This window comes from Methylobacterium mesophilicum SR1.6/6 (genome assembly GCF_000364445.2).
Taxonomy (GTDB): Bacteria; Pseudomonadota; Alphaproteobacteria; order Rhizobiales; family Beijerinckiaceae; genus Methylobacterium; species Methylobacterium mesophilicum_A.
The window spans coordinates 3,916,767-3,930,792 of record NZ_CP043538.1; the positions used below are offsets into that span (position 1 = coordinate 3,916,767).

Annotated in this window: 13 protein-coding genes and 1 pseudogene; 8 read left to right on the forward strand and 6 right to left on the reverse strand. The window is 71.4% G+C overall.

Going from position 1 to position 14,026, the window contains the following annotated elements; translation table 11 throughout:
* The first annotated feature begins 73 nt into the window (after window positions 1–73).
* The 4 genes from MMSR116_RS18780 to MMSR116_RS18795 all read left to right on the forward strand — a co-directional run bounded on the left by MMSR116_RS18780 (window position 74) and on the right by MMSR116_RS18795 (window position 3,270).
* Window positions 74–994 carry a DUF1028 domain-containing protein gene (locus MMSR116_RS18780; RefSeq protein ID WP_010687358.1) on the forward strand — a complete coding sequence of 307 codons (921 nt, stop codon included), beginning with the start codon at window positions 74–76 and terminating at the stop codon, window positions 992–994.
* 6 nt (window positions 995–1,000) lie between these two features.
* Complete coding sequence (locus tag MMSR116_RS18785; RefSeq protein WP_010687357.1) at window positions 1,001–2,404, forward strand: Asp-tRNA(Asn)/Glu-tRNA(Gln) amidotransferase GatCAB subunit A; 1,404 nt, start codon at window positions 1,001–1,003, stop codon at window positions 2,402–2,404.
* A 165-nt stretch (window positions 2,405–2,569) separates the two neighbouring features.
* Window positions 2,570–2,809, forward strand: coding sequence for a hypothetical protein (locus MMSR116_RS18790; protein WP_010687356.1), 240 nt, complete (start codon window positions 2,570–2,572; stop codon window positions 2,807–2,809).
* Between the two features lie 44 nt (window positions 2,810–2,853).
* Window positions 2,854–3,270: a DUF1236 domain-containing protein gene (locus MMSR116_RS18795; protein ID WP_010687355.1), complete on the forward strand. Its 417-nt coding sequence runs from the start codon at window positions 2,854–2,856 to the stop codon at window positions 3,268–3,270.
* A 164-nt stretch (window positions 3,271–3,434) separates the two neighbouring features.
* Here MMSR116_RS18795 and MMSR116_RS18800 read toward each other — a convergent pair whose 3' ends face one another.
* The 5 genes and pseudogenes from MMSR116_RS18800 to MMSR116_RS18815 all read right to left on the reverse strand — a co-directional run bounded on the left by MMSR116_RS18800 (window position 3,435) and on the right by MMSR116_RS18815 (window position 11,243).
* Window positions 3,435–6,533 carry a CheR family methyltransferase gene (locus MMSR116_RS18800; protein ID WP_280178348.1) on the reverse strand — a complete coding sequence of 1,033 codons (3,099 nt, stop codon included), beginning with the start codon at window positions 6,531–6,533 and terminating at the stop codon, window positions 3,435–3,437.
* A gap of 118 nt (window positions 6,534–6,651) precedes the next feature.
* A pseudogene (locus MMSR116_RS32415) lies at window positions 6,652–6,912 on the reverse strand (chemotaxis protein CheB); the annotation flags it as partial.
* Window positions 6,893–7,453 carry a PAS domain-containing protein gene (locus tag MMSR116_RS18805; protein WP_010687353.1) on the reverse strand — a complete coding sequence of 187 codons (561 nt, stop codon included), beginning with the start codon at window positions 7,451–7,453 and terminating at the stop codon, window positions 6,893–6,895. The pseudogene MMSR116_RS32415 and the gene MMSR116_RS18805, both read right to left, overlap by 20 nt.
* Before the next feature lie 227 nt (window positions 7,454–7,680).
* Window positions 7,681–10,695: a PAS domain S-box protein gene (locus MMSR116_RS18810; protein WP_010687352.1), complete on the reverse strand. Its 3,015-nt coding sequence runs from the start codon at window positions 10,693–10,695 to the stop codon at window positions 7,681–7,683.
* 185 nt (window positions 10,696–10,880) lie between these two features.
* Window positions 10,881–11,243: a hypothetical protein gene (locus tag MMSR116_RS18815; protein ID WP_191991826.1), complete on the reverse strand. Its 363-nt coding sequence runs from the start codon at window positions 11,241–11,243 to the stop codon at window positions 10,881–10,883.
* Between the two features lie 233 nt (window positions 11,244–11,476).
* On the opposite strand from MMSR116_RS18815, the gene MMSR116_RS18820 reads away from it, so the two are divergent.
* The 4 genes from MMSR116_RS18820 (at window position 11,477) to MMSR116_RS18835 (ending at window position 13,644) form a co-directional block, all read left to right on the forward strand.
* Window positions 11,477–11,722 (forward strand): DUF6894 family protein, encoded by a 246-nt coding sequence (locus MMSR116_RS18820; RefSeq protein WP_010687350.1) that lies wholly within the window; start codon window positions 11,477–11,479, stop codon window positions 11,720–11,722.
* Window positions 11,723–12,769, forward strand: a complete 1,047-nt coding sequence (gene ruvB / locus MMSR116_RS18825) for a Holliday junction branch migration DNA helicase RuvB (RefSeq protein WP_010687349.1) — start codon at window positions 11,723–11,725, stop codon at window positions 12,767–12,769. It abuts the gene before it with no gap.
* Window positions 12,770–12,898: 129 nt separating this feature from the next.
* The gene (locus MMSR116_RS18830) at window positions 12,899–13,288 is read left to right on the forward strand and encodes a hypothetical protein (RefSeq protein ID WP_010687348.1); all 390 of its coding nucleotides are present in this window, start codon (window positions 12,899–12,901) and stop codon (window positions 13,286–13,288) included.
* A 92-nt stretch (window positions 13,289–13,380) separates the two neighbouring features.
* Window positions 13,381–13,644 (forward strand): hypothetical protein, encoded by a 264-nt coding sequence (locus MMSR116_RS18835; RefSeq protein ID WP_039894883.1) that lies wholly within the window; start codon window positions 13,381–13,383, stop codon window positions 13,642–13,644.
* 203 nt (window positions 13,645–13,847) lie between these two features.
* Here MMSR116_RS18835 and MMSR116_RS18840 read toward each other — a convergent pair whose 3' ends face one another.
* A complete protein-coding gene (locus MMSR116_RS18840) occupies window positions 13,848–14,015 on the reverse strand; it encodes a hypothetical protein (RefSeq protein ID WP_010687346.1) in 168 nt (55 codons plus the stop codon).
* Window positions 14,016–14,026 lie beyond the last annotated feature (11 nt).

A 14,026-nucleotide genomic window follows, 5' to 3' on the forward strand; every position in this document is an offset into this window, starting at 1 on the left:
GCTGCTGGATTGCTTCGCTGCGCTCGCAAAGACGGTGGTGAATCGGGAGTAGGGAGGGGGAAGCCGAAAGCGCATGAGAGAACTCAACACCTTCTCGATCGCCGCCCGCTGCCCGCGGACCGGCCAGCTCGGCGTCGCGGTGGCGAGCGCCGTCCCGGCGGTGGGCGGGCTGTGCCCGTTCCTCAGGGCCGGGATCGGCGCCGTCACCACACAATCCTGGGTGAACCCCTATCTGGCCGCCCGCATCCTCGACGGGCTGGCCGGCGGGCAGGATCCCGACGCGGCGCTGGCGGCGGCCCTCGCAACCGACGACCGGCCCGACCTGCGCCAGCTCGGCCTCGTCGACGCGCGCGGGACCGGCGCGGCCTGGACCGGCGCCGGCTGCACGCCGGCGGCCGGCCACCGCACCGGTCCCGGCTACGCCGTCCAGGGCAACATGCTCGCCGGACCCGGCGTGATCGACGCCATGGCGGAGGCCTTCGCGGGGGGCGCCGCCTGCGACCTCGACGAGCGGCTGATGCGCGCCCTGGAGGCCGGCGACGCCGCCGGCGGCGACAAGCGCGGCAAGCAGTCGGCTTCGCTCCGGATCGTCGCCGGCGAGGATTACCCGCTCCTCGACCTGCGGGTCGACGAGCACGCGGAGCCCGTCGCCGAGCTGCGCCGCGTCCTCCTGGTCGCCCGCCGCCAGCTCGTGCCGTTCGTGGCCGGCATGCCCCGGAAGGACGGTCCGGCCGGCGCCCTTCCGGATGACGTCGTGGCGATGCTCCTCAAACCGCCCGCCGAGCGGCCGGGCGCGGAGGCCGTCGGAGCCCCCGACCTCCTGCGCGACGTCGTCGGCCTGCGCCAGGAGCCTGCGCGGGTCGCGTACCTGCTGGCCCAGTTCGCGCCGGTCCTCGCCGAGATCGCGCGGCTGCGCACCCTCGACCTCGCGGACATCCATCCGCCCGTCGTCTTCGATCCGACCTTGCCCTACCGCCGGGTACCCCATGAGTGATGCCCCATGAGTGATGCTCCCTGGCAGCTGCCGATCACGGAGCTGGCGCAGCGGATCGCGGCGCGGGACTTGTCGAGCGCCGATCTCGTCGGTGCCTGCCTGGACCGGATCGGGCGCCTCGACGGCGATCTGGGGAGCTTCGTGCACCTGTCGCCCGCAGCCCTCGACGCCGCGCGCGCGGCCGATGCCGAGATCGCCCGGGGCGGCCCGCGCGGCCCGCTGCACGGCGTCCCAATCGCCATCAAGGACAATTACACGACGGCCGACCTGCCGACCCGGGCGGGCACCGCGGTGGAGGCCCTGACCTTCCCGCGGGCGGACAGCCACGCGGTGACGCGGCTGCGCGCGGCCGGCGCGGTGATCCTCGGCAAGGTGCGCATGCACGAATTCGCCTGGGGCATGGTCACGCCGCCGACGCGCAACCCCTGGGACCTCGACCGGGTGCCCGGCGGCTCCAGCGGCGGCTCCGGCGCCGCGGTCGCGGCGCGCCTCTGCCCGGCCGCCCTCGGCTCGGATACCGGCGGCTCGATCCGGATTCCCGCCGCCCTGTGCGGCGTCGTCGGCCTCAAGCCGACCTACGGGCGGATCGGCCGGTCGGGGATCGTGCCGCATTCCTGGTCCCTCGACCATGCCGGGCCGCTGACCCGAACGGTGGCCGACGCCGCCCTGATGCTGCAGGTGCTCGCCGGCCCAGACCCGGACGACCCGGCCGCTTCGCGCGCGGCCCCGGTCCCCGACTACACGGCCGGGCTGGACCGGCCGATCCGGGGCCTGCGGGTCGCGGTGATCCGCAATCACTTCTTCGACGCGGTCGACGGGGCGGTGTCCGCCGCCGTCGAGGAGGCGATCCGGTTCTTCGCCCGTCAGGGCTGCACCGTCCGGGACGTGACGGCGCCCGCCCTCCGCCACGGGCTCGGGGCCATCTACGCCATCGAACTCGCCTCCTCGACGGCCTACCACGACCGCAGCATCGCGCTGGGCCACGTGGCGGGCTTCGCCGGGGATGTCCGCGACCTCGTGGAGATGGGCCGGCTGGTGACCGGGCCGGATTACCTGCGGGCCGAGCAGGTGCGGGCGCTGATCATGGCCGAGATGGCGGCGATCCTGGCGGAAGCCGACGTGATCGTCGGCCCGACCGCCCCGCTCACCGCGTGGCGGACGGACGAGACCAGCGTGGCGATCGGCGGCCGGCCGGAGAGCGTCCTGGCGGCTTCCTGGCGCCTCACCTACCCGTTCAATCTCACCGGCCTGCCGGCGATCGCGCTGCCCTGCGGGTTCGACCGGCGCGGGCTGCCGATCAGCCTGCAGATCGCCGCGCGGCCCTTCGGCGAACCCCTGATGCTGCGCGTCGCCCACCAGTATGAGCGGGCGCACGACTGGTGGTCCCGGGTGCCGCCCCTGGTCGGCTGAAGCGATCGGCGCGTCGGGGGCCGCCGAACGGGGCGATTCCATTCAATTGTCCGCAATCAATACCCGGGTTCGTGCGGAACGCATGCGCATTATACGGGCAGGGATTCGTGGAACGCTTTTCCAATCTTGCCGTTGCTGCCTTCAGTTAAATTCAGGAGGCTATCAATGCGTACTGTTCTTCTCTCGGGTGCCCTGTTCGCGGCCCTCTGCGGCGCGACCGTGCCGGCGAGCGCCGAGGACACCACGGTGATCCGCCGCGACGGCCCCGCCGTCGTCGACCACCGCGATACCGTCGTCGAGAAGCGCGAGGTTACCACCGGCAGCGTCGATTGCGGCTCGAAGACCGTCCACAAGGAGGACGGCATGGGCAACTCCAAGACCGTCCACAAGGAAGGCTGCAACTGAGGCACCGCCTCGCCGCTTCCTCTGACGTTCCAGGAGTTATCCTCATGACGAACAAGATCCTTCTCGCGCTGGCCACCGCCGGCGTGCTCGCCCTCCCGATCTCGGCCCAGGCGCAGGGAACCCTGCGCGGTGCGGCCGAAGGAGCCGAGGCCGGTTCGGCCGCAGCCGGTCCGGTCGGCGGCATCGTCGGCGGCGCGGTCGGCGCGGCGACCGGTACGGTGGGCGGAATCCTGGGCGTCGACGACCGCCCGCGCTTCCGCAGCTACGTCCGCGACCGCGGCGTGCGCTCGTACAGCTGGGGCGGTCCGGTCCGGGTCGGCACCGTCCTGCCGGAGGACAGCGTGACCTATTACGACGTGCCCACCGAGTACCGGGTGCGGCCGGGTTACCGCTACACGATCGTCAACGACCAGCCGGTTCTGGTCGATCGCGGTCACCGCATCGTCGAGGTCATCGACTGAGGGGGTGGGGCGCCGGTTCGTCCCGGCGCTCCGTCCCGTCCTTGGCAGCGCAGCGAAGCGATCCAGTGTCGCGCGTCATCGCCCAGCATGGCGCTGCCCTGGAATGCTTCGCTGCGCTCGCAAGGACGGGTGACTCACTTCGACGTGCGCACCCTGAACGCGCGTCAGCTCCGCAGGAGTGCCGCCTCCGGCAGATGCAGCGTGATCCGGTACTCGGCGGCGTCGTGGCTGCGCGTCACGGTCGCTTCGAGCTGGCGCAGGGACATCTCCACCAGCATCGTCCCGAAACCCCGTCCGGGCCTCGGCTCCGGGACGCGGGCCATCCGCTCGCGCCATGCGAGGACGAGTCCGTCCGTCCGCTCCCAGGTCACCGACAGCGATCCGTCCTCCGCCCCGAGGGCCCCGTACTTCACCGAGTTCGTCGCCCATTCGTGCAGGATCATCGCCAGCGACGACACGTGCCGCCAGTTGATGGTGACGAGCGGCCCCTCGATCACCGTCGGGACGTGGTCACGGTAGGGCCGGAGCGTCGCGCCGATCAGGCCCGCGAGGTCGCTCATGCCCTGGCCGTCGGTGGGATCGGCCAGGGAATGCGCCCGCCCCAGCGCCGAGATGCGGTCGCGCATGTCGGAGGCGAAGACCCCGATCTCCCGGTGCGTCCGGGCGCCCGCCGAGATCATGCCGCCGATGATCGCGAACAGGTTCTTCACCCGGTGGTTCATCTCCCGCAGCATCAGGTCGCGGGTCTCGGCGAGCGCGTATTCGGGCGAGACGTCGATGCAGACGCCGACGATCCGCTTGCGGTCGCCGCTCCGGGTCAGGCGCCCGTAGCTGCGGATGTGCCGGGGCGCGTGCTCCGCCGGGCGGACCCGGATGCGGGCCTCGAACTCGTCCAGCCCGTGCGCGGCCTCGGCGAGGGCCGCCTCCAGGCCGGAGCGGTCCTCGGGCGTGACGCAGGCGATCAGGGCCGCGGTGGGATGGGCGGTGTCGGGCGCGAGGCCGAACATCGCGCCGGCGGTGCTGTCGACCAGGATGGTCCCGGCGTCGGGGCTGTACTCCCAGACGCCGATCCCCCCGGCCTTGACGGCCAGTTCCAGGCGCTCCCGCTCAGCGGCGAGCTGACGCTCGAGCGACAGGGCCTCGGTGATGTCGGTGAGCACCAGGGTGGCGCCGTCCACGCTGCCGTTCTGCAGGCGATAGGGCAGGACCCGCAACGACAGCGTCCGGTCACCGTCCCGGGTGGTGATGCGCCGGACGATCGTCGAGCCGCCGGCGCAGACCTCCTGCGCGTCGTGCAGGTAGTCCTGGCCGGCGAGCCGGCTCGCCACGTCGGCCAGCGGCCGGCCGCGGTCCCCCGGCTGAAGCGGGAAGATCGTCAAGGCCGCCGCCGTGTAGCTGCGCACCCGCAGCTCGCGGTCCAGCACGATGACGGCGAGGTCGGTCGATTCGAAGAAGTTGCGCAGGTCGGCGTTGGCAACTGTTAGTTGCTCGACCTTGGTCTTCAGCTCGTCGTTGACCGTGGAGAGCTCCTCGTTCGTCGACTGGAGCTCCTCGTTCATCGACATCATTTCTTCGTTCGAGCTCTTCAGCTCCTCGTTCGTCGTCTCCAGTTCCTCCACGGCCGAGCGCAGCTTGTAGCGCGTGCGCAGCAGCTCCTCCTCCAGGGCCTCTACGTGGTCGCCGCCGGCGTCCATCTCCATGAGGTCGAGGTCGTCCGACGGCTGGAACGTGCCGGTCTCGCGCAGGATCAGCAGCATCGCCCCGTCGGGCAGGGGATCGCAGACCAGCTCGATCGCCTGGGTGCCGTAATCCGAGCGAATCTCCACGTCCCGGACGACGACCCGCTTGCGCGTGTCCCGGGTCTGGCGGAGCAGGGGGCCGATCACGTCGCGCAGGCCCGGCCGCGCCAGCGTGATGGCGCTGGTGCCGCCGGTCCGCGTGACCGGGAAGTCGAAGTAGCGGCTCAGGCGCCCGTAGGCAGCGATGATGCCGCCGTCCTCGTTCAGCACCATGCTGGGCGGGGCGTAGCGCTCGACCACGCGCCGCACCGCCACGGTCTCGTCGGCGATCGACGGCTCGCCCCGGCGCTCCCCGCGGCCGCCCTGCCTCGGCTCGCTCCGCCGGGCGCTGCCGGGCAGGTCGATCGGGTAGTGCGGCGCGCCCGGCGGCCGCTCGAACAGGCGGGCGTGCTGGTCGATGGCGGGGAAGAGCTGCTCGAAGCGGCTGACGCTCTCCGAGGGGCCGAGGAACAGGTAGCCGCCGGGCCGCACCGCGTAGTGGAACAGCGGCACCACCGATTGCTGGAGCCGATCGTCGAAATAGATCAGCAGGTTGCGGCAGGAGAGCAGGTCCACCCGGGAGAAGGGCGGGTCCTTGACCAGGCTGTGGCTGGAGAAGCGGATCAGGTCGCGGATCTCGGCCGCGATCGTGAAGCGCTCGGCGTGGGGCACGATGTAGCGCTCGCGCAGATGCGCCGGGATGTCGGCGAGCGCCGCGGCCGGGTAGTTCGCCTCCCGGGCGATCTGGAGCATGCGCTCGTCGATGTCGGTGGCGAAGATCTGGACCGCCGGCGGCAGGTCGAGGCGGCGGGCCGCGTCGGCGAACAGCATGGCGATGCTGTAGGCCTCCTCGCCGCTGGAGCAGCCGGGGATCCAGACCCGGACGTCCTCGTCCGGGTTGCGGGTGCGCAGCAGGGGCTCGATCGCCCGCTCGCGGAGGATCTCGAACAGCTCGGCGTCGCGGAAGAAGCGGGTGACGTTGATGAGCAGGTCGCGGAACAGCGCCTCGCACTCGGCCTTGTCGGCGCGGACGCGGGCGAGATAGGCGCGGGCGGATTCGAGGCCCAGCACGTGCATGCGCCGCTCGACCCGCCGCACCAGCGTGGTCCGCTTGTAGCCGGCGAAATCGTGACCGACGGCCGTGCGCAGCACCCGGCAGAGGTCGTCCAGATGATCGGCGACCGGACCGGATTCCTCGCCGCCGCCGGTATCGGTGCCGCGGCGGCGGAAGAAGGCCGCGAGGCAGTCCACGATCTCGCCGGGCGGCTGCACGTAGTCGACGAGGCCCGTCCCCACGGCCGAGAGCGGCATGCCGTCGTAGCGCGCCGTGTCCGGCTGCTGCGCCACGCAGACACCGCCGTGCTCCTTCACGGCGCGCAGGCCCGTCGTGCCGTCCGCCCCCGTGCCCGACAGGATCACGCAGGCGGCGTTCGCCTGCTGGTCGACGGCGAGCGACAGGAAGAAGTCGTCGATCGGCCGCCGCAACCCCCGCGGCTGCACGAATTGGGTGAGTTCGAGGACGCCGTTCTGGATGGCGAGGCCCGCGCCCGGGCGGGATGATGTAGACCGTGTCGCCCGCGATGCGCTCGCCGCCCTCGCACTGGAGCACCTGCAGCTCGGTCTGCCGGTCGAGGAGCTGGGCCAGCATGCTCTCGTGGTTCGGGTCGAGGTGCTGGACGATGACGAAGGCCATGCCGGTCGGCGGCCGGGCGCGCGCCAGCATCTCGCGCAGGGCTTCGAGCCCCCCCGCCGAGGCGCCGATCCCCACCACCGGCCCGGCGAAGGGAGCCGGCACCACCTGCCCGCTGCCGCCCAGAACCTCGGAGGCGGCGCCTCCGGGCTCGTTATGGAAATCCTGGTGCATCGAGATCCGCGAGCGTGAGCTTGGCCTGCGCGACGGTGGCGACCGTGTTGGCGATGGTCATCAGGGACCCCTCGATGACCATACCACTCTCAGCAAGCGTCGGACTCAGCCGGGACAAGGTCCGGCTGAGTTCGGTATCGTACGCGGAAAGCAACTCGGGTTGCGAGCGGCTGACGTCGAATTGGGATGCGAAAAGAAAGCGCACCTCGCCCGACAGCGTCTTCAGCTTGGACATGTACAGCAGATTGACGAACGGCCGCCCGTCCTTGCGGAAATTCACGATCGGCGTGCGCACCGAAGCCAGCCGGTCGCCCTCGAGGAAGGCGTGGATCTTGGCGCGCGCTTCGCGGTTCTCGGCATCGCGCTGCAGGAGGCGGCAGTTGCGGCCGACGACATCCGCGTCCTCGTACCCGGTCAGGGTGCGAAAGGGCGCGTTGACCAGCAGCAGGGGGTTGTCGTCGCCGACGGAGGCCAGCGCCAGCGCGATGTGGGAGGTCTCGAAATAGGCCTTAAGTTCGGTCGGGATGGTATGCGTGTCCACGGCAGGTTCTCTGTCGCCTCCGTTTCGGTCCGACGCGGTGTGTCCGAACGCTCGATCTAGGGCGGCCCGTCCTGATGGCACGCGCCGCCCGGCTCGTCCTCTGCGCGCTGCCGGCCCTGGAGGATGCGGGGCACTGCGGCACTCCTTCTCTGCGGGGGAAAGCCTGGACCACCAGACCTGTCAACCGGGCGATGCTTCCCAACCCGTCCGCTTGAGTCCAGGCCCCCTCACCCCTCGCCCGCGATGATGCCCCGAATGCGGGTCGCAAGCGCCTCCAGGGCGAAGGGCTTCGTCATCACCTGCATGCCGGGGCCGAGGTGGCCGTGGTTGAGCGCGGCATTCTCGGCGTATCCAGTGATGAACAGGACCTTGAGGTCCGGGCGCCGTTCGCGCCCGGCATCGGCCATCTGGCGGCCGTTCATGCCGCCGGGCAGGCCGACATCGGTGATCAGCATGTCGATGCGCACGTCCGACTGCAGCACCTTGAGGCCCGAGGCGCCGTCCGCCGCCTCGATCGCCGCGTAGCCGAGGTCTTCCAGAACCTCGGTCACCAGCATCCGCACGGTCGGCTCGTCGTCCACCACCAGGACCGTCTCGCCCTGCTCGGCCCGCGGCGCGTGGGCGAGGTCCGGCAGAGCCGCCTCGCCCTCCGCCTCGCCGAGGTGACGCGGCAGGTACAGGCAGACCATCGTGCCGTGGCCGTATTCCGAGTAGATCCGGACCTGCCCGCCCGACTGCTTGGCGAAGCCGTAGATCATCGACAGGCCGAGCCCCGTGCCCTCGCCGATGGGCTTGGTGGTGAAGAAAGGGTCGAAGGCCTTCGCGACCACGTCGGGGGTCATGCCGGTACCGTTGTCCGAGACGCAGAGCGACACGTACTGGCCCGGCTCCAGGTCGCGCTCCTGCGCGGCACGGTGATCGAGCCAGCGGTTGGCCGTCTCGATGACGATGCGCCCGCCCGCCGGCATGGCGTCCCGGGCGTTGATGCACAGGTTGAGCAGCGCGTTCTCCAGCTGGCTCGGGTCGACCAAGGTGGGCCACAGGCCGCCGGCCCCCACCGTCTCGATCGCCACCGCGGGGCCGACCGTGCGGCGCACGAGTTCCATCATGCCCTCGACCAGACGGTTCGCGTCGGTCGGCTTCGGATCGAGGGTCTGGCGGCGCGAGAAGGCGAGCAGGCGGTGGGTGAGGGCGGCGGCGCGCTTGGCCGCGCCCTGCGCCGCGGTGATGTAGCGGTCGAGGTCCCCGACCCGGCCCTGCAGCATCCGGGTCTGCATCAGCTCGAGCGAGCCGACGACCCCGGCCAGCATGTTGTTGAAGTCGTGGGCGAGACCGCCGGTGAGCTGGCCGACCGCCTCCATCTTCTGCGATTGCCGCAGGGCCTCCTCGGCCCGCATCAACTCGGCGGTCCGTTCCGCGACGCGCTGCTCCAGGGTCTCGTTGAGCGCGCGCAGCATGGCGGTGACCCGGTCCCGCTCGGCCTCGACGGCGCGGCGCTCCTCCACGTCGATGAGGACGCCGGGGAAGCTCAGGGGCGTCCCGTCCGGCCCGTGGTCGACCCGGCCGTTCGCCTCCAGCCAGTAATAGTGCCCGTCGGCGCGGCGGACCCGGTACTGGTGCGCGTAGGTCCCGCCCCGCGCGATCGCCGCCTGCATCGCCGCGGCGAGCCCCGCCTGGTCGTCCGGGTGGACGGTCTCCACCACCTGCGCCAGGGTCAGGCCGTCGCGCCCGAGGGCGGGGTCGAGGCCGAAACTCTTGGCGAACGCCTCGTCCACGGTGAAGCGGTCGCTGGGCAGGTCCCAGAGCCACGTGCCGATGATCGCTCCGGCCGCCAGGGCGAGCTGCACGCGTTCGACGTTGGTCCGGGCGATGGCCTCACTGGCGCGCAGCGCATCCTCGGCCTTCCGACGGGCAGTGATGTCCCGGAAGAGCACCGAGACTTGGCGCCGGGCTGCCGGCTCGATCCGGGCCGCCGAGACCTCGATGGTGCGGTCCACCAGCGCGAAGTAGCGCTCGAACCGGATCGCGGTGCCGGTGCGGAGCACGCCGCCGTAGAGCGTGAGCCAAGCTTCCGCATCCTCCGCCGGGACGAGGTCGCGCAGCGTCCGCCCCACGATGTCGGGGATCCCGGTGTGGCGCTCGTAGCCGGGGTTGGCCTCGACGTGGACGTAGTCGCTCAGCGGGCCGTGCGGACCGTCGAAGAACGCGATGATGCAGAAGCCGTCGTCGATGGCCTCGAACAGAGTCCGGTAGCGCTCCTCGCCGGCCCGGACGGCCTCTTGGGCCTGCCGCTGCTCGGTGATGTCGCGCGCCACGCCGGAGAACCGGACGGGTCGCCCGTCGGCGTCGCGCTCAAGGTCGCCCCGACGCGCGATCCAGCGGATCTCCCCGGTATCCGGCCGCCGGATGCAGTACTCGACATCCCGGAGGATCGCGCCGTCCTCGAAACTTCCAGCGGTCGCGACGCGGGGCCGGTCCTCCGGGACGATCAGCGCTTCGAGCGCCGCGGCCGGGTAGGTCTCGCGCTCCGGCAGGCCGAAGAGGCGGCAGAAATGGGGGGTCGGCTCCACGATTCCGTCATCGACTGCCACGGAGAACAGGCCGATCCCGCCGGCCTCCTGTGCCCGGACCAGGCCGCCCTCGGCCGCCCGCAGGGCCAACCCGGTGGCGTGCAGGTCCGTGCGGTCGCGCAGGACCTTCACGTAGCCGAGATGGGCGCCAGCCCCGTCGCGCAGCGGCATCATCTCGCCCGACGCCCAGAGGCGGCTGCCATCGGCGCGCATGTGCCAGCCGTCATCCTCGGCCCGGCCGTGGTCCAGGGCCGCGCGCATCTCGGCTTCGGGGCGGCCCGCCGCCCGGTCCTCGGCGGTGAACAGGCGTGCGATGGACTTGCCGCGCATCGCGCCTGCACTCCAGCCGAGGATGCGCTCCGCGCCCGTGTTCCAGTCGGTGACGTGGCCCTCTCGGTCCGTCGCGATAACGGCGAACTGGGTGGTGCTGTCGAGGATCGCCCGCTGCCGCTGAGCCCGGTCGCGGAGTTCGGCGGCCTCCGCTTCCAGCGCACGGACGCGCTGCAGGAGGTCGTCGGTTCCGGCGGCGTTCACGGTCAGACCCCGCGCCGGGCGGCCGGATCCGGCACCCTCGCCGCGCGCGCGACCGGGCCGGTGCGCGGGCAGGAGGCACGGGCGGTCTCGTTCGGGCTGGCGGCGGAAACGGTCACGTGGGGCGGGACTGCCGTTCACAAAGGGTTGGTGACGGCCTTCTGCCGGAAACGGGCCTCCGGCGCCACACGGGGCCGGCACTCAACGCAGATCCTCGGGCGTCCGTCGCCCGCGCGGTGTCCGCGGGCAGGGCGGTCACAACTCTCGGTTCTCGTTGTGATGCGATCCCTTGCGCGGAACCGGTATCCGGTTCGGCAGGGAGTGCTCTAACGCCCCTCGGCGAGCCGGCATGCCGCGCCGTTGGCCCGGGGCCAGCCATAATAGATCGCCTCCGCCCGCACGCTGGCGCGGGCGGGAACGCGCGGCACCGACGTCGTCTGCGTGTCGAGGACCGAGCCGCCGGCACCGGTGAACGTGCAGAGGAGCGTCACCTGCACCACCGCATCGGGGCCTGGATTGCGCAGGTCGACCTGCGCGCGCTGGGGCTCGTGCGAATCCGGCGGCGTGTGGAGCTTGGTGTCCTGGACGACGAGGCCCCCACCCTGCGCGGCCGCCGCGACGGGCGCGCCCACGACCAGAAGGGCGATCATCCATCGAAGAGACCAGATCCGTTCCACGACCGATTCCATGACCCGTCCGACGCTCCATCGCTCTGATCGCCTCGGAGCCGGACCTTCAGACCGGCTGCGAACTGTTCTCCAACTCCCAAGGCCGGGTTGCGGATCGTTGCGGATCGCCGGAGGATCGTTTTGGCGCGGTCCAGCCGCCCTGCGGCGCTTCGCCGGGGCTGGATCCTGCCGAAACGAGAACATATAGTGAACGAAGAGTGGGACGCGCCCATATCGACGCGGAGGAGCGAGGGATGGCACGCTACCGGTTTCACTGTACCAACGGTCTCGAATGCGTGTTTGATGCGCGGGGTCGCGAGGTTCGCGCATCATCGCGCTTGGTCGAGCGGGCACGGCAGGTTGCGGCCGATGTGCGGCAGTCTCTGGCGAGCCGGAGCGACTGGGCCGAGTGGCGCGTCAGCGTGCACGACCTGACCGGGCGCCGCGTGCTGGTCCAACCCTTCGAGCCGTCGCTCGACCGGGTGAAGGTGGCGGCCTGAATGACGACGCCGACGAAGACGGTCCGGCAGCCGCAGACGGCCCCGCTGAGGACGGGCGCGGGCCGGGATGACGTTGATCAGACGGTCCGTCCGCTGAGCCTGTCCGAGTTCATCGGTCAGCGGGCGGCGCGGGCGAACATGCAGATCTTCATCGAGGCGGCGCGCAAGACCGGGCAGGCGCTCGACCACGTGCTGTTTGTCGGCCCGCCAGGCCTGGGCAAGACCACGCTGGCCCAGATCGTGGCGCGCGAACTGGGCGTGAACTTCCGCTCCACCTCCGGTCCGGTGATCGCCAAGGCCGGGGACCTGGCCGCGCAGCTGACCAACCTGGAGGAGCGCGACGTCCTGTTCATCGACGAGATCCACCGGCTCAACCCGGCGGTGGAGGAGATCCTCTATCCGGCCATGGAGGACTACCAGCTCGACCTGATCATCGGCGAGGGCCCGGCGGCGCGCTCGGTCAAGATCGAGCTGCCCAAGTTCACGCTGGTGGGCGCCACGACGCGGGCGGGTCTCTTGACCACGCCGCTGCGCGACCGGTTCGGCATCCCGATCCGGCTGGAGTTCTACGAGATCGACGAGCTGGAGCAGATCGTGGCCCGCGGCGCGCGGGTTCTGGGCTTGGGGATGTCGGCGGAGGGGGCCAACGAGATCGCGCGGCGGGCGCGGGGCACGCCGCGGATCGCGGGGCGTCTGCTGCGGCGGGTGCGGGACTTCGCGGTCGTGGCGGAGGCCGAGACGGTGACGCGGGCGATCGCCGACCGGGCGCTGCAGCTGCTCGACGTGGACGGGGCGGGGCTCGACGTGATGGACCGCAAGTACCTGGGTCTGATCGCGCGCTCGTTCGGGGGCGGGCCTGTGGGGATCGAGACGATCGGGGCGGCGCTGTCGGAGCCTCGGGACGCGATCGAGGACATCATCGAGCCCTACCTGATCCAGCGCGGCTTCGTGCAGCGCACGCCCCGCGGCCGCGTGCTCACCCGCCACGCCTACCGCCATCTCGGCATCGCCCAACCGAAGCGGGAGCGGGATCCGGTCGCCGCCTGAGTTCCCCCTGTCAGCGCCTTGTCCCGGCCTCGGCCAAGCGGCGGTGCGCGCCGCCTGACCCGTATTTTTCGGTCACGCGCGAGGCAGGTACGGAGCATCGTCGCGCAGACGGACGGTGCGGCGGCGATCATGGCGTCGCTGCAGGCGCTCAACGCGGCTCAGGCGCGCAGCGCCGTCTGCATCGGCGGCACCCACGACCGGATCGTCGGCCTCGCCGAGCAGAGCGACACCGCCCTGCAGCCGCTCGCGGCGTCGTTGGGCACCTATCGCGACCGCTGCCTCTGCGAGACCCGGGAGGAGCGCAGCACGGTCAACGCCGCGACCGAGCAGATGCGCACCCTCGATGCCCTGATCGTCACCCTGGAGGAGGTCGGCGGCGCGACCCGGATGCTGGCGCTCAAGGCGAATAGCGAGGCCGGCCGGGCCAGCATCCACGGGGCCGGCTTCGAGGTCATCGCCCGGGCGCTCCAGGATCTCGCCCAGACGTCGCCGTCCGCCAGGGCGGAGGCGCGTCTCTAGGTCTCGAATGCCCAGCGGACGATCGGCGAGGTGCTGATCGCCGATCGCGGCGATGACGTGGCCCGGACCGAGCAGCACGGCTCCAGGCTCTGATGGCCGACGTCGACGGGATCGCCCGGGCGACGACGCAGGGGCTCCTCGGGATGGCGCGGACCGAGTTGACGGAGCTCAAAGACCGGACGGCCGCGGTGGGCGAACAGGTGCTGTCGGTCTTCGGCCAGATCCCGTTCAAGGATGGGATGCGCCAGCAGATCGAAGCGGTCGATGGCGATGCTCCGCGAGTATCTTGGGTGGGACGCGGCAGCGCCTCGGCGGGGGCGAGCCGGAGGGCACGATCCGTCCCGCGGAGATCCTGAAAGCCGCCCGGGCGCATTACGTCACGCAGATCCGGCACGCCGTCGATGCCCGGGCCCCTGGCCAGGAGGCGGCCGGTGCGGAGTCTCCGGACATCGATCTCATCTGAGAGCCCGTCCGAACGCGCGATCCGGAATGTCCAGGGCTTGCCCCCGGTCACAGGCGCGCACGGGCCGCCCGCGTTCCGGAAGCCCTCAGAGACAGGTCAGGCCACGAGGGGAAACGTCCCTCCCGCCAGCCGGCAGAGGGCGAGCAGCAGCAGGAACCGGTCGGAGGGGTCGACAGATCCCGGATCCGGCGATGCTTGACGCAGCCGCGCGATCGGATTGGAAAGTCCGACTGGAGCTTCGATCTGCTGCGCGCCGACACTCATGATCGTGAGCC